The 18232-nt window shown below is 69.5% G+C and carries 16 protein-coding genes; 12 read left to right on the top strand and 4 right to left on the bottom strand.

The genetic code is table 11. The features are described from left to right. Nucleotides 1-192 precede the first annotated feature (192 nt). The 3 genes from AC068B_RS13325 to AC068B_RS13315 form a co-directional block, all read right to left on the bottom strand. A complete protein-coding gene (locus AC068B_RS13325) occupies nucleotides 193-636 on the bottom strand; it encodes an SRPBCC family protein (RefSeq protein ID WP_468564404.1) in 444 nt (147 codons plus the stop codon). Between the two features lie 260 nt (nucleotides 637-896). Then, nucleotides 897-2144 carry an arsenic transporter gene (locus tag AC068B_RS13320; protein WP_478671383.1) on the bottom strand — a complete coding sequence of 416 codons (1248 nt, stop codon included), beginning with the start codon at nucleotides 2142-2144 and terminating at the stop codon, nucleotides 897-899. A 102-nt stretch (nucleotides 2145-2246) separates the two neighbouring features. Next, nucleotides 2247-2792, bottom strand: coding sequence for a GNAT family N-acetyltransferase (locus AC068B_RS13315; RefSeq protein WP_478671380.1), 546 nt, complete (start codon nucleotides 2790-2792; stop codon nucleotides 2247-2249). Nucleotides 2793-3053: 261 nt separating this feature from the next. Between AC068B_RS13315 and AC068B_RS13310 the strand changes: the two genes are divergently transcribed. The 3 genes from AC068B_RS13310 (at nucleotide 3054) to AC068B_RS13300 (ending at nucleotide 6205) form a co-directional block, all read left to right on the top strand. Next, nucleotides 3054-4088: an Rv2578c family radical SAM protein gene (locus AC068B_RS13310; RefSeq protein WP_478671379.1), complete on the top strand. Its 1035-nt coding sequence runs from the start codon at nucleotides 3054-3056 to the stop codon at nucleotides 4086-4088. Nucleotides 4089-4208: 120 nt separating this feature from the next. Then, nucleotides 4209-5810: an alpha/beta hydrolase gene (locus tag AC068B_RS13305; protein ID WP_478671378.1), complete on the top strand. Its 1602-nt coding sequence runs from the start codon at nucleotides 4209-4211 to the stop codon at nucleotides 5808-5810. Beyond that, nucleotides 5807-6205: a RidA family protein gene (locus tag AC068B_RS13300; RefSeq protein ID WP_478671375.1), complete on the top strand. Its 399-nt coding sequence runs from the start codon at nucleotides 5807-5809 to the stop codon at nucleotides 6203-6205. The genes AC068B_RS13305 and AC068B_RS13300 overlap by 4 nt, the downstream gene beginning before the upstream one ends. 15 nt (nucleotides 6206-6220) lie before the next feature. Here the strand turns inward: AC068B_RS13300 and AC068B_RS13295 are convergent, their stop codons facing one another. Beyond that, nucleotides 6221-6790, bottom strand: coding sequence for an adenylosuccinate lyase (locus AC068B_RS13295; protein ID WP_478671374.1), 570 nt, complete (start codon nucleotides 6788-6790; stop codon nucleotides 6221-6223). A gap of 353 nt (nucleotides 6791-7143) precedes the next feature. Between AC068B_RS13295 and AC068B_RS13290 the strand changes: the two genes are divergently transcribed. From AC068B_RS13290 to pssA, 9 genes are all read left to right on the top strand, one after another. Continuing rightward, on the top strand, nucleotides 7144-8925 hold the full coding sequence (locus tag AC068B_RS13290) for a 3-hydroxyacyl-CoA dehydrogenase family protein (protein ID WP_478671373.1): 1782 nt from the start codon (nucleotides 7144-7146) through the stop codon (nucleotides 8923-8925). 112 nt (nucleotides 8926-9037) lie between these two features. Further along, nucleotides 9038-9844: a TetR family transcriptional regulator gene (locus tag AC068B_RS13285; protein WP_356267119.1), complete on the top strand. Its 807-nt coding sequence runs from the start codon at nucleotides 9038-9040 to the stop codon at nucleotides 9842-9844. A gap of 439 nt (nucleotides 9845-10283) precedes the next feature. Next, nucleotides 10284-11645, top strand: a complete 1362-nt coding sequence (gene ccrA, locus AC068B_RS13280; RefSeq protein WP_478671370.1) for a crotonyl-CoA carboxylase/reductase — start codon at nucleotides 10284-10286, stop codon at nucleotides 11643-11645. A 22-nt stretch (nucleotides 11646-11667) separates the two neighbouring features. Continuing rightward, complete coding sequence (locus tag AC068B_RS13275) at nucleotides 11668-13695, top strand: protein meaA (RefSeq protein ID WP_478671369.1); 2028 nt, start codon at nucleotides 11668-11670, stop codon at nucleotides 13693-13695. Beyond that, nucleotides 13692-14714: an HpcH/HpaI aldolase/citrate lyase family protein gene (locus AC068B_RS13270; RefSeq protein ID WP_478671367.1), complete on the top strand. Its 1023-nt coding sequence runs from the start codon at nucleotides 13692-13694 to the stop codon at nucleotides 14712-14714. The genes AC068B_RS13275 and AC068B_RS13270 overlap by 4 nt, the downstream gene beginning before the upstream one ends. A gap of 5 nt (nucleotides 14715-14719) precedes the next feature. Then, entirely contained in the window at nucleotides 14720-15253 is a 534-nt protein-coding gene (locus AC068B_RS13265; protein WP_030778421.1) for a MaoC family dehydratase, read from the top strand. Nucleotides 15254-15255: 2 nt separating this feature from the next. Continuing rightward, on the top strand, nucleotides 15256-16461 hold the full coding sequence (locus AC068B_RS13260) for an acyl-CoA dehydrogenase family protein (protein ID WP_306335226.1): 1206 nt from the start codon (nucleotides 15256-15258) through the stop codon (nucleotides 16459-16461). Nucleotides 16462-16631: 170 nt separating this feature from the next. Next, nucleotides 16632-17288 (top strand): phosphatidylserine decarboxylase, encoded by a 657-nt coding sequence (locus AC068B_RS13255; protein ID WP_356267127.1) that lies wholly within the window; start codon nucleotides 16632-16634, stop codon nucleotides 17286-17288. Beyond that, nucleotides 17275-18129, top strand: coding sequence for a CDP-diacylglycerol--serine O-phosphatidyltransferase (pssA, locus tag AC068B_RS13250; protein ID WP_306335227.1), 855 nt, complete (start codon nucleotides 17275-17277; stop codon nucleotides 18127-18129). Before AC068B_RS13255 ends, pssA begins: the two co-directional genes overlap by 14 nt. The last annotated feature ends 103 nt before the right edge of the window (nucleotides 18130-18232 follow it).

Below are 18232 nucleotides of genomic sequence, written 5' to 3'. Positions count from 1 at the left end.
CGAGTTGGGGTCGCGCGGGGCCCTGGGGGCGTATGCGCCGGTCGGAGCCCTACGGCGTACAACGGGACCGAGCAGAAAACCACTCGAAACGGTGAGCGGGTCGGCAACCCTGATGGGCTAGGGGGAGTTGGGCGGGCGGCCGCGGCCGCCCGCCCGTCGCGGGGTGGGTCTGCCGCCCGCCCGTCGCGGGAACTACTTCTCGACCTCGGCGGCGAGGTTGGCGAGCACGGTGTCGTAGATCCGCCCGAGGCCCTTGGGCGCGAAGGTCTTCTCGAAGAAGCCGCCGATGCCGCCCGCGCCGTTCCACACGGTGGTGACGACCACGCGGGACTTGCCCTCGCCCGCCGGGGTCACCGTCCACGTGGTGACCATGGAGGAGTTGCGGTCCTTCTCGACCAGCTCGCCGTCGGTGGGCTCGGAGATCTCCAGGAGGCAGTCGCGGATCCGCTTACTGGTGGCCTGCAGCTTCCAGTGGACGAGGGTGCCCTCCCCGTCGCCGCCCTCGCGCACCTCGTACTCGCTGAAGTGCTCCGAAAGGAGCTTCTCCCGCGTGCCGTTGTAGTCGGCCAGCGCGTCGAAGACATCGTCCGGCTGTGCCGTGATGATCCGCTCGGTGACCGCCTCGACCTGCGCCATCGCACTTCCTCCAGCAATTTTTCTCGGGGGCTTCACGGAAAGCCAACCACCCGGTGCACCGGCCTCCCAAATCGGGTCCCCGGCACGGGGCGTGCTCAGAGCCTGTGTCATCACCCCGCCCGGGTGGTCGTCGCCTGGCACGCACGCTCGCCGCGTTGCCGGAGCGTCCTCGTAGCTCCGCTACGAGGACGCTCCGGCGCCTTGCGATCGCACGCACCAGACAACGCCCACTGATCCGACCGGGGTGACGACACAGGCTCTCACCCCGGCAGGAGCCGCAGCGAGACCCACAGCGCGAGGGTGGACAGGACCAGGGCGGCGGGGGCGGTGAGGAGCCCGAGGCGGGTGAACCGACCGAGGCTGACGTCGTGTTCGTGCTGGTGGGCGATGCGGCGCCAGAGGAGCGTGGCGAGCGATCCGGCGTAGGTGAGGTTGGGTCCGATGTTCACGCCGATGAGCACGGCGAGCACGGCTCCGGGGCCCGCGGGCGCGGCCAGCGGCACCAGGGCGAGGACGGCGGGCAGGTTGTTGATCAGGTTGGCGAGCAGCGCGGCGACGACGGCCGTGCCGAGCAGCGCGGGCAGGGCGGTGCCGTCCGGCAGGACCCGCCCCAGGGCGTCGCCGAGGCCGTTGTCCACGACGGCCCTGACGACGATGCCAAGGGCGAGGACGAAGGCCAGGAACGGCAGCGAGGCCGAGCGCAGCATCGCCACCGGTGTCGTACGCCTGCGCAGGAGGGCCCGCACCGCGAGGACGGCCGCCCCGGCCGCCGCCGACCAGGCGGGTTCGATGCCGAGGGCGGAGGCGACGGCGAACCCGGCGAGCGTGGCCGCGACGGTCGCCAGGGCGAACCGCGGCATCCGCGGCGGATCCGTGGGCTCGCTGCCCTCGGCGGGCGCGTCGAGGTCGGCGGCGAAGAACCGGCGGAAGACCGCGTACTCGACCGCGATGGCGACCAGCCAGGGCAGCGTCATGAGCAGCGCGAAGCGGGTGAAGCTCAGCCCCGTCGCGGTGAAGGCGAGGAGGTTCGTCAGGTTCGAGACGGGCAGCAGGAGCGAGGCCGTGTTGGACAGGTGGGCGCTCGCGTAGACGTGCGGCGCGGGCCGGGCGCCCATGCGGGCGGCGGTGGCGAAGACGACCGGCGTCAGGAGGACCACGGTGGCGTCCAGGCTCAGGGTCGCGGTGATCACCGAGGCCAGGCCGAAGACGGCGGCGAGCAGCTTGCGGGGTTGCCCTGCGGACCGGCGCGCCATCCAGCTGCCGCAGGCGCGGAAGAGCCCTTCGTCGGCGCAGAGCTTGGCGAGCACGAGGACGCCCGCGAGGAAGCCGATCACGGGCCCGAGCCGGGCGGCCTCGTCCCGTACGTCGTCGAGCGGGATCGCCCCGGACAGGATCACGACACCGGCGGCGGGCACGGCGAAGGCCGCCTCGGGCCAGCGGAAGGGGCGGATGACGGCGCAGACGAGGACCACGGCCAGGGCTGCGACGGACAGGGACTCGGCGAGCATGCTTCCGATCATCCATCGTGCGGTGGGCCCGACGGACAGCGGACCGGGCGGGCCGGGCCCGGCGGGGGCGGTGCGGACCGCCCCCGCCGGGCCCGGGATGCGCTACTTCCGGGACGGGTCCGGTCCCGGGGTGCCCGTGCGGTACCAGGCCGTCGTCCCGTCACTGCTCCAGCGGCGCAGGCCCGCCTTCTCCAGGACACGGACGGAGGCCGGGTTGCCGAGTTCCACCTCGGCGTGGACCACGGTCACGTCCGGGGAGGTCAGGGCGTGGGCCGCCAGGGCCCGCACGGCTTCCGGCGCGTAGCCGAGGCCGCGGCGCGAGGGCACGACTCCGTAGCCGATCTCCACCGAGCCCTCGCTCGGCGGCCAGAGGAGGCTGATGGAGCCGACGACGGCGCCGCTCTCCCGTTCGACGATCAGCCGGTGGCCGTACGCTCCGGGGCCTTCGGGCCCCTCGGCGATCTGCTCGGCGATGACGCCCGCGATGACTCGGTCCCCGTCGGCCGGGAAGTCCTGCGCCCAGTGCGCGGGACGCCGGTCGGCGAGGACGTCGGCGATCTCACCGGCGGTCCAGGCCCGCAGGGTGAGGTGTTCGGTGGGCAGGTCCGCGGCGGTGGTGAAAAGAGCGGTGGTGGAAAGAGAAGACACGCGACTCTCCAGGTCGTTTTCGACGACCGGGCCGCGTTCGGTGGCCTGGTTCCTTCAGGCTCGCGCGACCCGGACAAGGGCATGGCGATGAGGCGCCTGGCGGGCCATATTCATCAACCTCCCTCGTCGCAGCGGTGTCGCGCATGTCGCGCTTGACGGAACGCTATCAAGCGGCCGTGGGCCGGAAGCGGACTCCGGAAGGGCCGCACGATCAAGGGAACGTATGTTCTATTCTGTGGTCAGTGCTACCGAGGAGGCGTCATGCGCTGGCAGAACCTTTCCGACGGGCCGCGCCGGGGCGCCGCGGATGCCGCGCTGTTCGGCGCGGACGCGGTGACGACGAGGGTCTTCGACACTCCTGAGTTCAGAGGGATCACGTTCCACGAGATACGGGCCAGGTCGATCGTGAACCGGGTGCCGGGGGCGTCCCGCATGCCGTTCGAATGGACGGTCAACCCCTACCGGGGGTGCACGCACGCGTGCGTCTACTGCTTCGCGCGCAAGACGCACAGCTATCTGGACCTGGACACCGGCCTCGGCTTCGACAGCCAGATCGTCGTCAAGGTGAACGCCGCCGAACTGCTGCGGCGCCAGCTCGCCTCGCCGCGCTGGCACGGCGACCACATCGCCATGGGCACCAACGTGGACTGCTACCAGCGCGCGGAAGGCCGCTACCGGCTGATGCCGGGGATCATCGCGGCGCTGCGCGACCGCGGGAACCCCTTCTCCATCCTGACCAAGGGCACGCTGATCCTGCGCGACCTCGATCTGCTGCGGCAGGCCGCCGCCGTGACGGACGTCGGGATCTCCGTGTCCGTGGGCTTCACCGACGAGGAGCTGTGGCGCACCGTCGAGCCGGGCACCCCGGCCCCGGAGCGCCGCCTCGACGTCGTGCGCACCCTCACCGAGCACGGCATCGGCTGCGGCGTCCTGATGGCGCCCGTCATCCCCTTCCTGGGCGACCACCCCGACCAGCTGCGCGCCACGGTGCGGGCCGTCGCCGCGTCGGGCGCGACCTCGGTGACGCCGCTGGTGCTGCATCTTCGGCCCGGCGCGCGCGAGTGGTTCATGGCATGGCTCGGGCAGCATCACCCGCATCTGGTGCGGCGGTACGAGCGGCTGTACGCGGAGGGCGCCTACGCCCCGAAGTGGTACCAGCGCCGCATCACCCGCCATGTGCACGAACTGGCCGAGGAGTTCGGCATCGGTCCCACGCGCGCGGGCGGCGCCCGACGGCTCCAGGTCCCCGAGGAGCCCGAGCCCGCCACGGGGCCCACTCAGCTCACGCTGTTGTGACCGGCTTGCCCCTTTCGGGTTGTTCCCGGCGGTGACGGCGCTCTTCAGGAGGGCATTCCGGGAAGATGCGCCAGAGATCGCGGCCCCCAGGGCCCCGAACCCCTTGCTCTGGGAGGCCGGATGAAGAAGCGCATCGCCGTACTCTGCTCAGTCGCCGCCGCGGCGGCCACGATGGCCACGGCGGTGCCACCCGCCTCGGGAACCCCGGCAGAACCGGCGCTCACCTGGAAGAAGTGCGCCACCAAGAACTATCCGACGCTCCAGTGCGCCTCGCTGAAGGTGCCGCTGGACCACCAGGAGCCGCACGGGCGGCACATCACCCTCGCCCTGTCCCGCGTCCCGCACACCGCCAAGACCTTCCAGGGGCCGCTCCTGGTGAACCCCGGCGGGCCGGGCGGCAGCGGCCTTTCCATGGCGGGGTACATCGCCAAGTCGCTGCCGAAGAAGACGGCCGCGCAGTACGACGTCATCGGCTTCGACCCGCGCGGGGTGGGCAAGAGCAAGCCCGCGCTCAACTGCCGCCCCGGACACTTCGACCCCGTGCGCCCCGCCACCGTCCCGGCCACGCCCGCCCTGGAGCGCGACAACCTCCGCAGGGCACGGGCGTTCGCGAAGGCGTGCGGCAAGAAGTACGGCGACATCCTGCCGTTCATCGACTCGGTGAGCACGGTCCAGGACATGGACGCCATCCGCGCGGCCCTCGGCGCCAAGCGCATCAACTTCTTCGGCTACTCGTACGGCACCTACCTAGGCGCCCTGTACGGAAGGCTCTATCCGCACCACGTGCGGCGCATGGCGCTCGACTCCCTAGTCGACCCGACGGGCGTCTGGTACGACGACAACCTCCAGCAGGACCACGCCTTCGACGACCGCCACAAGGCGCTCATGGCCTGGATCGCCCGCCACGACTCGGCGTACGGCCTCGGCAAGGACCCCGCCGAGGTCGAGGCCAAGTGGTACGCGATGCGCAAGACGCTGACGAAGAGGCCCGCGGGCAAGAAGGTGGGCGCCGCCGAGCTGGAGGACACCTTCATCCCGGGCGGTTACTACAACGGCTACTGGCCCCACCTGGCCGAGGCGTTCGCCGCGTACGTGAACGACAAGAACACCAAGCCGCTGGTCGCGGTGTACAAGAGCCTCGGGGCGGTCGACGCCGAGGGCGAGAACGGCTACAGCGTCTACACGGCCGTACAGTGCCGGGACGTGCAGTGGCCGCGCGACTGGCGGACCTGGCGGGACGACAACGACCGGATCCACGCGAAGGCCCCGTTCTCGACCTGGAACAACGCCTGGTACAACGCGCCGTGCGCGTTCTGGCCGACGCACCACCTGACCCCGCCGGACGTCGCCAACTCCGAGCTGCCGCCCGTCCTCCTGTTCCAGGCGACCGACGACCCGGCCACCCCGTACGACGGAGCCGTCAACCTGCACCGCAAGCTGCGGGGTTCCCGGCTGGTGGTCGAGCAGGGCGGCGGCAACCACGGCATCACCCTGAGCGGAAGCAAGTGCCTCGACCGGCACTTGACGGTGTATCTGACGACCGGCAAGGTGCCTGCGGGCGGCGGCGGCGAGGTCGACGCGGTGTGCAAGGCGCTGCCGGCCCCGAAGCCGTTGAAGGCGGCGAAGAGCACGAAGGCCGCCACGAGCGCGAAGGGCACGAAGGCCGGTCCCGGCACCGGCCCCAGAGCGTTGTCACACCCGTGGTCCACCATGGGGGCATGAGCCGACTCACCCACATCAGCGCCCCCGAGGGCGTCGCCCCCGCCACCGCGTACACGCACGTCGTCATGGGATCGGGCCGCTTCGTCGCGGTCTCCGGGCAGTTGGCCCTGGACGAGGACGGCAAGCTGGTGGGCGAGGGCGACGCGGCGGCGCAGGCCCGGCAGGTCTTCGAGAACCTGCGGAGGTGCCTCGCGTCGGCGGGCGCCACTTTCGACGACGTCGTGAAGCTGACGTATTTCGTGACGGACATGGCGCACATGCCCGCGGTGCGCTCCGCCCGGGACGCCTTCCTCGACCCCGAGCGGCTCCCCGCGGCCTCCGCGGTGCAGGTGGTGTCGCTGGTGCGCCCCGAATTCCTGATGGAGATAGAGGCGTTCGCGGTGGTGCCCGAGTAGCGGCCGTCGGCCGTCTCACTGGGGAAGCCGCGCCAGTGCCGCCGCTGCCGCGGCCGCGAGGCGGGGGTGACCGCGCGCGGCCGTCAGCACCGGCCTGGCCCGTGCGTCACCCAGTGCCCCCAGGCCTTCCACGCACGCGAGCGCGATCTTGCCGAAGGGATCGTGCGGCGCCAGTCTGCGCTGCAGGGTGGTGATCAGCGCGGGCGCCGACTCCGGGGCGCGCAGCTCCGTCAACAGGCGCACGGGGTACAGGGCGTAGGCGATGCGGAGCTCGTTCGTCGCCAGGGCGGCCGCCGCCCGTGCCGTGCGCGGGTCGCCGAGGCGCGCCAGGGCGTGGGCCGCGGCGGCGCACCGGGGTGGATCCCGGTGGTTGAGGAGGAGGACGAGCGACTCGAAGGCCCTGCGGTCACCGGCGACGCCGAGCCTGACCGCGGCCAGCTCCCGGGCCCACAGGGGCCGTCCTGGCGAGACGAGCACTTCGGCGAGTTCGTCGGGATCGTCGGCGGCGATCAGCCTCTCGTACTCCTCAGATCCGCTCGCCTCGGCACGTAAGCGTTCCGTCACCGTCCGCAACTCCTCATCCATGGTCGCGAGCCTAAGCCTTACCGGCGGTCGCGATGTAGATCACAGACACCGGAAAACCATGCGGGCTGGCGCGCTCGTTACTCGCCGGTTAGTCTCATGTGAGCGGGGCACACTCCCCGTAGCAGTTGCTTTTCTCGCGGTGGCCTGGTGACGCAGCCGCCGTGAGTGTCTGGTCGGTTCGGTACTTCAGGTACCTCAGTACGACGTGGCTCCGGGACAGAGCCGGTCGACTCCCCTCACCGGGCGTGCCCTGCGCGCCGCCCGGACACGACACGCACCACTTCCCGCTCGCCGTGCGGCAGTTGCCGTACCCGCGCGCCCCTCAGTCGTCACTCTCTTCCTGGAGTCCACGCATGGACGCTCCCTTGAACACCGTCGCCGTCATCGGCCTTGGCACGATGGGCACCGGCATCACCGAGGTCCTGGCCCGGGCGGGCCGCGAGGTCATCGGCATCGACGTCTGCCAGACGGCGGCCACCCGCGCCGTCGAGTCCCTGGAGGCCTCGACCGCCCGCGCGGTGCGCCGCGAGCGCCTCACCGAGGAGGAGCGCCGCGGCATCCTCGCCCGCTTCCGCACCTTCACCGACCTGCGGGCCGCGGCCGACGCCGACCTGGTCATCGAGGTCGTCCCGGAGTCGTACGAGATCAAGCAGCAGGTCGTCCGCGAGCTCGACGGCGTGGTGCGCCCCGAGACGGTCATCGCGACCGGCACGAACGCGCTGTCCGTGACCCGGCTGGCCGCCGAATCCGCGCGCCCCGAGCGGGTGTTGGGCCTGCACTTCTTCAACCCGGCGCCCGCGATGAAGCTGGTCGAGATCGTCTCGTCCGTGCTGACCGCGCCCGCCGCCGTCACCGCGGTCACCGACCTGGCGTACGCCCTGGGCAAGGAGCCCGTCGCGGTCGGCGACCGGCCCGGTTTCGTCGCCGACGGGCTGCTCTTCGGCTACCTCAACCAGGCCGCCGCGATGTACGAGGCGAAGTACGCATCGCGTGAGGACATCGACGCGGCGATGCGGCTGGGCTGCGGCCTGCCGATGGGCCCGCTCGCGCTGCTCGACCTGATCGGCGTGGACACCGCCCGCACGGTCCTCGACGCCATGTACACCGAGTCGCAGGACCGCCTGCACGCCCCCGCGCCGATCCTCAAGCAGCTCAGCGAGGCGGGGCTGACCGGGCGCAAGGCGGGCCGCGGCTTCTACACGTACGCGGAGCCGGGCAGCGCGGAAGTGGTGCGCGACGCGCTGACCCCCGCGGAGGACGAGGAGCGCGCGCCGGGACGCACGGTCCGCTCGGTGGGTGTCGCGGGCTCGGGGACGATGGCGTCGGGCATCGCGGAGGTCTTCGCCAAGGCCGGGTTCCACGTGGTGCTCGCCGCGCGCTCCGACGAGAAGGCCGAGACGGCCAAGTCCCGCATCGGCAAGTCCCTCTCCCGCTCGGTCGACAAGGGCAGGATGACGGCGGAGGCCGCGGCGCGGACGCTGGAGCGGATCACGCCCGCGGGGTCGTACGAGGCGTTCGCCGACGTCGATCTGGCCCTGGAGGCCGTCGCCGAGGACCTGGACATCAAGCGGGAGCTCTTCGCGACGCTCGACAAGGTCTGCAAGCCGGGCGCGATCCTGGCCACCACGACGTCCTCGCTTCCGGTCGTCGCCTGCGCCCGCGCCACCTCGCGGCCGCGTGACGTGATCGGCATGCACTTCTTCAACCCGGCCCCGGCGATGAAGCTGGTCGAGGTGGTCCGCACGGTGGTGACCGCGGACGACGTGCAGGCGACGGTCCGCGAGGTCTGCACGCGGATCCGCAAGCACCCGGTGGACTGCGGCGACCGCGCCGGCTTCATCGTGAACGCACTGCTGTTCCCGTACCTGAACAACGCGATCAAGATGGTCGAGGAGCACTACGCGACGCTGGACGACATCGACGCCGCGATGAAGCTCGGCGGCGGCTACCCCATGGGGCCCTTCGAGCTCCTGGACGTCGTCGGCCTGGACGTGTCGCTGGCCATCGAGAAGGTCCTGCACCGCGAGTTCCGCGACCCGGGTCTGGCTCCGGCGCCGCTGCTCGAACACCTGGTGGCCGCGGGCTGCCTCGGCCGCAAGACGGGTCGTGGCTTCCGCGAATATGCGCGGCGCTGAGCAGGCCGAGGAGCGACCGGGGGGACGGACGGACTGGGGCGGGCTGCTCGAACCCTCGGGCAGCCCCGTCCCTCAGGAGCACCGTGGCGCGCATATGCAGTACGTTCGTGGCATGTCCAAGGCCGCCAAGTCCTCACGCAACGCAACCCCCGACGCTCCGGAGAGTGCCGCGGGCAGCCGTGCCGCCGCCCAACGGCTCAAGATGCGCAGGGAGCTGGCGGCCGCGGCCATGGAGCTCTTCGCGTCCAAGGGGTACGAGGCGACGACGGTCGACGAGATCGCCGCCGCCGCGGGCGTCGCCCGCCGGACCTTCTTCCGGCACTTCCGCTCCAAGGAAGAGGCGATCTTCCCCGACCACGACGACACCTTGATCCGCGCGGAGGCGGTCCTCAACGCGGCCCCTCCGCACGAGCACCCGCTGGACACGGTGTGCCGGGGCATCAAGGAAGTCATGAAGATGTACGCGGCATCGCCCGCGGTCTCCGTGGAGCGCTACCGCCTCACCCGCGAGGTGCCCACGCTCCGCGAGCGCGAGATCGCCTCGGTGGCCCGCTACGAGCGGCTGTTCACGCGCTATCTCCTGGGCCACTTCGACGAGCAGGCGCACCACGACGGCAACGACGACCCGCTGCTCGCCGAGGTCGCCGCCTCCGCGGTGGTCACCGCCCACAACCACGTCCTGCGGCGGTGGCTGCGGGCCGGCGGCCAGGGCGACGTGGAGACCCAGCTGGACCACGCCTTCGCGATCGTCCGCCGCACCTTCGGCACGGGGATCGGCGCGGGCCGCGACACGCTGCCCGCCACCGCCCCCGCGACGGTGTCCGAGCAGGGCGAGGTGCTGGTCGCCGTGGCGCGTACGGACGCTCCGCTGGACGAGGTCATGCGGACCATCGAGAAGGCACTCAGGGAGCGTTCCTAGGGGCTCTTCGGGGGTCCCCGGCGGGTTCGTTCGGGTGTTCCTAGGCAGGTTTTGATCCACCTTCATGCTGGACTTAGAAGGGGGCGCTACCGTTCGGTAGCGCCCCCTTCGTCATGCACGTCACCCCCTCTGACCTGCGGTGATCGATCATCGGTCAAAAATTAGTGGCACCCAGTGTCTTGCCCGTTGGCACGCGGTGCCATACGTTGATGTTGTCCGGGCGGCCGGTGTGCAGAGATCTCGCGTACGCCGGCTGTCCCCACAAGTCACGGCTTGCGCGCCCGGACGCCTGCGTCACAGGCACCTCCCGCGCCTCACCAAGGCGTTGCCGAGCACCACCCTTCGCCGAACCGACGGCACACCCCTCCAGAGCATCGCAACAAGCCCGACGTATCCCCCTCGAAGAGCGCCCCCTCAGCGCTTACGCCGGAGGCACACCGTGAAGGAAATCCTGGACGCGATTCAGGCCCAGACCGCGACCGCCAGTGGCTCGGCCACGGTCACATCCGCAGATTTCGCCGCTCTCCCCCTGCCCGACTCGTACCGCGCGATCACCGTGCACAAGGAAGACGCGGAGATGTTCGCGGGCCTCGAGACCCGCGACAAGGACCCCCGCAAGTCGCTCCACCTGGACGACGTGCCGATCCCCGAACTCGGCCCGGGAGAGGCCCTGGTGGCCGTCATGGCCTCCTCGGTGAACTACAACTCCGTGTGGACCTCGATCTTCGAGCCGCTGTCGACCTTCAGCTTCCTGGAGCGGTACGGGAAGCTCAGCGAGCTCACCAAGCGCCACGACCTGCCGTACCACATCATCGGATCCGACCTGGCGGGCGTCGTGCTGCGCACCGGGCCCGGCGTGAACGCCTGGACCCCGGGCGACGAGGTCGTCGCGCACTGTCTGAGCGTCGAACTCGAGTCCTCCGACGGCCACAACGACACGATGCTCGACCCCGAGCAGCGCATCTGGGGCTTCGAGACCAACTTCGGCGGCCTCGCCGAGATCGCCCTGGTCAAGTCCAACCAGCTGATGCCCAAGCCGGGCCACCTCAGCTGGGAGGAGGCCGCATCCCCCGGCCTGGTGAACTCCACCGCCTACCGGCAGCTGGTGTCCCGCAACGGCGCCGGCATGAAGCAGGGCGACAACGTCCTGATCTGGGGCGCGAGCGGCGGACTCGGCTCGTACGCCACGCAGTTCGCGCTGGCGGGCGGCGCCAACCCCATCTGCGTGGTGAGCAGCCCCCAGAAGGCGGAGATCTGCCGCGCCATGGGCGCCGACGCGATCATCGACCGCAACGCCGAGGGTTACAAGTTCTGGAAGGACGAGCGCACCCAGGACCCGAAGGAGTGGAAGCGCTTCGGCAAGCGCATCCGCGAGCTCACCGGCGGGGAGGACATCGACATCGTCTTCGAGCACCCCGGCCGCGAGACCTTCGGCGCCAGCGTCTACGTCACGCGCAAGGGCGGCACCATCACCACCTGCGCGTCCACCTCGGGGTACATGCACGAGTACGACAACCGCTACCTGTGGATGTCCCTCAAGCGCATCATCGGCTCGCACTTCGCGAACTACCGCGAGGCCTGGGAGGCCAACCGCCTGATCGCCAAGGGCAAGATCCACCCGACGCTCTCCCGGGTCTACTCCCTGGAAGAGACCGGCCAGGCCGCCTACGACGTCCACCGCAACCTCCACCAAGGCAAGGTCGGCGTCCTCGCCCTCGCACCCGAGGAGGGCCTGGGAGTGCGTGACCCGGAAATGCGCGCCGAGCACATCGACGCGATCAACCGCTTCCGCAACGTCTGAACGCACTGAGGAGCAGCGCAAGATGACAGAGCGTCAGAAGGACCGGCCGTGGCTCATGCGGACGTACGCCGGTCACTCCACGGCGGAAGCGTCCAACGAGCTGTACCGGCGCAACCTCGCCAAGGGGCAGACGGGCCTCTCGGTCGCGTTCGACCTGCCCACGCAGACCGGCTACGACCCCGACCACATCCTCGCCCGCGGCGAGGTCGGCCGGGTCGGTGTGCCCGTCTCGCACCTCGGTGACATGCGACGGCTGTTCCAGGACATTCCCCTGGACCAGATGAACACCTCGATGACGATCAATGCCACCGCCATGTGGCTCCTGGCGCTCTACCAGGTGGTCGCGGAGGAGCAGGGTGTGGACATCACCCAGCTCCAGGGGACGACACAGAACGACATCGTCAAGGAGTACCTCTCGCGCGGGACGCACGTCTTCCCGCCGGGTCCCTCCCTGCGCCTGACCACCGACATGATCACGTACACGGTGGCGCGCATCCCCAAGTGGAACCCGATCAACATCTGCAGCTACCACCTCCAGGAGGCGGGGGCCACACCGGTCCAGGAGATCGCGTACGCGATGTCCACCGCCATCGCGGTTCTCGATGCCGTACGCGACTCGGGGCAGGTTCCCGAGGAGAAGTTCGGGGACGTCGTGGCCCGCATCTCCTTCTTTGTGAACGCCGGAGTCCGGTTCATCGAGGAGATGTGCAAGATGCGGGCGTTCGGGCGGATCTGGGATCAGGTCACGCGCGAGCGGTACGGCATCGAGAACCCGAAACAGCGCCGGTTCCGCTACGGCGTGCAGGTCAACTCCCTGGGCCTGACCGAGGCCCAGCCGGAGAACAACGTCCAGCGCATCGTGCTCGAAATGCTGGCCGTCACCCTCTCGAAGGACGCACGCGCGCGTGCCGTGCAGCTCCCCGCCTGGAACGAGGCGCTGGGCCTCCCCCGGCCCTGGGACCAGCAGTGGTCGCTGCGCATCCAGCAGGTCCTCGCACACGAGAGCGACCTGCTGGAGTACGAGGACATCTTCGCGGGCTCGCACGTCATCGAGGCCAAGGTGGAGTCGCTCGTCGAGGAGTCCTTCGCCGAGATGGACCGCATCGAGAAGATGGGCGGCGCGATGGCCGCCGTCGAGTCCGGCTACCTCAAGTCGCAGCTCGTCTCCTCGCACGCGGAGCGCCGGGCCCGCATCGAGTCCGGCCAGGAGAAGATCGTCGGGGTGAATTCCTACGAGTCCACCGAGCCGAGCCCGCTCACCTCGGACCTGGACGCGGCGATCATGACGGTCGACCCCGCGGTCGAGGCGCGCGTCGTGAAGGCCCTCGGGCAGTGGCGCGACACCCGCTACCAGCCGCCGTTCAACCATCCCCGCCCCTGCAAGGCACTGGAGCGGCTCAAGGAGGTGGCGGCCGGTACCGGCAACCTCATGGAGGCCACCCTGGAGTGCGCACGCGCCGGTGTGACGACCGGCGAGTGGTCGGGGGCCCTGCGGGAGGTCTTCGGGGAGTTCCGGGCTCCTACGGGCGTCTCCAGCGCTCCCGTGGCGGTCACGGCGGAGGAGGGCACGCCGCTCGCCATCGTCCGCGAGAAGGTCGCACGGACCGCCGAGGACCTCGGCGGCGGCAGGCTCCGCTTCCTGGTGGGCAAGCCCGGCCTCGACGGGCACTCCAACGGCGCCGAGCAGATCGCGGTGCGCGCGCGGGACGCCGGATTCGAAGTGGTCTACCAGGGCATCCGCCTCACGCCCGAGCAGATCGTCGACGCGGCGCTCGCCGAGGACGTGCACGCGGTCGGCCTTTCGATCCTCTCCGGCTCGCACGCGCAGCTCGTGCCGGACGTGCTCGTGCGGCTCCGCGAGGCCGGCGCCCCCGACATCCCCGTCATCGCCGGGGGCATCATCCCCAACAGCGACGCCGAGGACCTGAAGGCGGCGGGTGTGGCCGCCGTCTTCACCCCGAAGGACTTCGGCATCACCGAGATCATCGGCCGTATCGTCGACGAGATCCGGAAAGCGAACAACCTCGACCCCCTGGAGGTCCCCGCATGACCGCCCGCCCGTCTCCCACCGCCGCCCTGCCTGACGGCCGCTCCGCGACCGGCCCCTTGGATTCCCTCAACCGCCTTCGCCCCCGCCGCTCCTGTCTGGCGGTCCCTGGCTCGAACCCGCGCTTCCTGGAGAAGGCCCAGGGCCTCCCCGCCGACCAGGTCTTCCTCGACCTGGAGGACGCCTGCGCGCCGCTCGCCAAGCCCGAGGCGCGGCACACCATCGTCAAGTTCCTCAACGAGGGCGACTGGACGGGCAAGACGCGCGTCGTGCGGGTCAACGACTGGACGACCGAGTGGACGTACCGCGACGTCGTGACCGTCGTCGAGGGCGCGGGCCAGAACCTCGACTGCATCATGCTGCCGAAGGTGCAGACGGCCGACCAGGTCGTCGCGCTTGACTTCCTGCTGACCCAGATCGAGAAGACGATGGGCTTCGAGGTCGGCAAGATCGGCATCGAGGCGCAGATCGAGAACGCGCAGGGCCTCAACAACGTCAACGCGATCGCCGAGGCCTCCCCGCGCGTCGAGACGATCATCTTCGGCCCGGCCGACTTCATGGCGTCCATCAACATGAAGTCCCTGGTCGTCGGCGAGCAGCCGCCCGGCTACCCGGCGGACGCCTACCACTTCATCCTGATGAAGATCCTGATGGCCGCCCGCGCCAACAACCTCCAGGCAATCGACGGCCCCTACCTGCAGATCAAGAACGTCGACGGCTACCGCGAGGTCGCGAACCGCGCCGCGGCGCTCGGCTTCGACGGCAAGTGGGTCCTGCACCCCGGCCAGGTCGAGGCGGCCAACGAGGTCTTCTCGCCCTCCCAGGAGGACTTCGACCACGCCGAGCTGATCCTGGACGCGTACGAGTACTGCACGTCCGAGGCGGGCGGCAAGAAGGGCTCGGCGATGCTCGGCGACGAGATGATCGACGAGGCCAGCCGGAAGATGGCGCTGGTCATCTCCGGGAAGGGCCGTGCGGCCGGGATGACCCGCACGTCCAAGTTCGAGGCCCCGGAGGCGTAAGACACATGCAGTTCGGCCGCACCTACGAAGAGTTCGAAGTCGGCGCCGTGTACAAGCACTGGCCCGGAAAAACGGTCACCGAGTACGACGACCACCTCTTCTGCCTGCTCACCATGAACCACCACCCCCTCCACATGGACACGAACTATGCGGAGAAGACGACGGACTTCGGGAAGAACGTCGTCGTGGGCAACTACATCTACTCGCTGCTCCTCGGCATGTCCGTCCCGGACGTCTCCGGCAAGGCCATCGCCAACCTGGAGGTCGAGTCGCTCAAGCACGTGGCGCCGACCTTCCACGGCGACACGATCTACGGCGAGACGACGGTCCTCGACAAGACGCCCTCCAGGTCCAAGTCGGACCGCGGCATCGTGTACGTGGAGACCAAGGGCTACAAGCAGGACGGCACCCTGGTCTGCGTGTTCCGCCGCAAGGTGATGGTGCCCACCGAGACGTACATCAAGGAGCGCGGCGGCGAACAGCCCGGCCGCCCGGAGCTGAACACCCCTTCCAAGAGCGCCGAGAGCACGGAGAAGTAGCCATGAGCCGACTCGCGCAGACCGCCGGTCTCACCGACATCCAGCGGGAGATCCTGTCCACCGTCAGGGACTTCGTCGACAAGGAGATCATTCCTGTCGCGACCGAACTCGAGCACCGTGACGAGTATCCGCAGCAGATCGTCGACGGCCTCAAGGAGTTGGGTCTCTTCGGGCTCATGATCCCGGAGGAGTACGGCGGCCTGGGCGAGTCGCTGCTCACTTACGCGCTGTGCGTCGAGGAGATCGCGCGTGGCTGGATGTCGGTCTCCGGCATCATCAACACCCACTTCATCGTCGCTTACATGCTCAAGCAGCACGGCACACAGGAACAGAAGGACACCTTCCTGCCGCGCATGGCGGCCGGTGAGGTGCGCGGCGCGTTCTCGATGTCGGAGCCGGGGCTCGGCTCCGATGTGTCGGCCATCACGTCCAAGGGCGTGCGGGACGGCGACGAGTACGTTCTCAACGGTCAGAAGATGTGGCTCACCAACGGCGGCACGTCGACCTTGGTGGCCGTTCTGTGCCGAAGTGACGAAGGACACCCGGAGGGCACGGCTCCGCACAAGTCGATGACGACTTTCCTAGTGGAGAAGGAGCCCGGTTTCGGAGAGGTCCGTCCCGGCCTCACCATCCCCGGCAAGATCGACAAGATGGGTTACAAGGGCGTCGACACGACCGAACTCATCATGGACGGACTGCGAATTCCGGCCAATCGCGTGCTCGGCGGGGCCACCGGCCGAGGGTTTTACCAAATGATGGACGGCGTCGAGGTCGGTCGCGTCAATGTCGCAGCTCGTGGCTGTGGCGTCGCTCAGCGTGCCTTCGAACTGGGTGTCTCGTATGCCCAGCAACGTCACACTTTCGGCAAGGCGATCGCCCAGCATCAGGCCATCCAGTTCAAGCTGGCCGAGATGGCTACCAAGGTTGAGGCCGCCCATGCGATGATGGTGAATGCAGCACGCAAAAAGGACTCGGGGGAACGAAACGACCTTGAAGCAGGGATGGCGAAGTACCTCGCCTCCGAGTACTGCAAGGAAGTCGTGGAGGATGCGTTCCGGATCCATGGTGGATACGGCTTCTCGAAGGAGTATGAGATCGAGCGTCTCTACCGGGAGGCGCCCATGCTCCTGATCGGTGAAGGTACCGCCGAGATCCAGAAAATGATCATTGGCCGACGGCTACTCGAAGAGTATCGATTCCAGGGCTAGATGCCCGGTTTGGGCCACTTTCACCGAGAAGAAGATCACACCCTGTCAACACTCTTCGGCCGCGGACTCGGCTTCCTGGCTTGCCCAGTTGTGGCTCGCAACCGATAACATCCGGAAAAAGCCGCCGTCCCCCATTCCCTGCGCGGCCTCATCCGCTACGAAGGTCATCCATGCCCCACAGCCAAACCTCTGCACCACGCGACGGCATTCTCCAGGGACGCCTTGCCCGCGGAGCATCGCCGTGGCTCCTGCCTACCGTCGCCACCGCGGCACTCAGCCTCGTCCGCGCGCGCCGCTCCAAGGGCGCCGCGGCCGTCGCCGTGCCCGCCACCGCCCTGGCGGCCGGCATGCTGTGGTTCTTCCGCGACCCCGAGCGCGAGATCGCTCAGGGCCGGGTCATCTCTCCGGCCGACGGCGTGGTGCAGAGCATCATGCCGTGGAAGGACGGGCGCACCCGCGTCGCCATCTTCATGAGCCCGTTGAACGTCCACGTCAACCGCGCGCCCCTCGCGGGCACGGTGACGTCCGTGGAGCACATCCCCGGCGGGTTCGTCCCGGCGTTCAACAAGGAGAGCGAGAACAACGAGCGCGTTGTCTGGCACTTCGACACCGAGCTCGGCGACATCGAGATGATTCAGATCGCGGGCGCGGTCGCGCGGCGCATCGTGCCGTACGTGCCGCAGGGCTCGAAGGTGGAGCAGGGTGAGCGGATCGGCCTGATCCGTTTCGGCTCGCGCGTCGACATCTACCTCCCCGAGGGTGTCGAGGTGGACGTCGAGGTCGGTCAGAAGACCGTGGCTGGGGTGACTCGCATTGACCGTGGTTGATCCTGAGACACAAGCGGGCTGGGTGCCCGAGGCGACTGAGGACGAGGCTGATGAGGAGATGCCTCTCTCACTGCGCCTCTCGATAGCGGACACCCTCACGCTCGGTAACGCCACGTGCGGGTTCATGGCGGTGTACTTCACCACCACGGGCATCCTCATCCCGCACCTCTCGGGCGGCGACGAGTCGGGCATGGCCCGCAACAGCGCCGCCACCGCGGTGATCCTCATGCTGTGCGCGGCGGTCTTCGACCTCTTCGACGGCCTGGTGGCCCGCAAGCTGCGGTCCTCGCCGATGGGGGCGGAGCTGGACAACCTCTCCGACCTGATCAGCTTCGGCCTGGCACCCGCGTACTTCGTACTCGTGTACGGCATGGTCGCGCGGGACGCGCATGAGCGGGTGGCTGCGGTCGGTGCGATCGTCGTGCTGTTGGCGGTGGTGCTGCGGCTTGCGCGGTTCTCGTGCGTGACCGTGAAGGACGGCACCTTCCAGGGCATGCCGTCGCCCTTCGGGGCGCTGACGGTCGTCTCGATCGTGCTCCTGGAGCTGCCCTTCGTGGCGACGCTCCTCGCGATCATCGGCACGGCCTGGCTCATGGTCAGCCGCGTCGAGTACCCGAAGCCGCGCGGCCCCCTCGCGGTGGCCATGCTCTCCTGGATCGTGGCGGCCATGGGGCTGCTCGCGGCCTGGGCGTTCGACGCCCCCGGCGGCCAGCTGCTCCTGCAGACCGGCTGCGCGCTCCAGCTCGTCCTCGGTGCGGTGATCCCCCTCTTCGCCACGGCTCGGAGGGTGAACAACTTCCGGGGCAACCGGCGTGAGGCCCGGGCGGCGCAGTTGCCGTAGCGGCGCTTGAGCGGTGTGAAGGGGGGCCTGAACCTTTTTGGTTCAGGCCCCCCTTCGCGTGCCGTCTGTCGCCCTTCGGGCTCGTCCTCAATCGCCGGACGGG

This window comes from Streptomyces sp. NPDC042371, from assembly GCF_056437465.1.
Note: the sequence above shows the minus strand (reverse complement) of the source record. Positions and strands in the feature narration are given on the sequence as shown.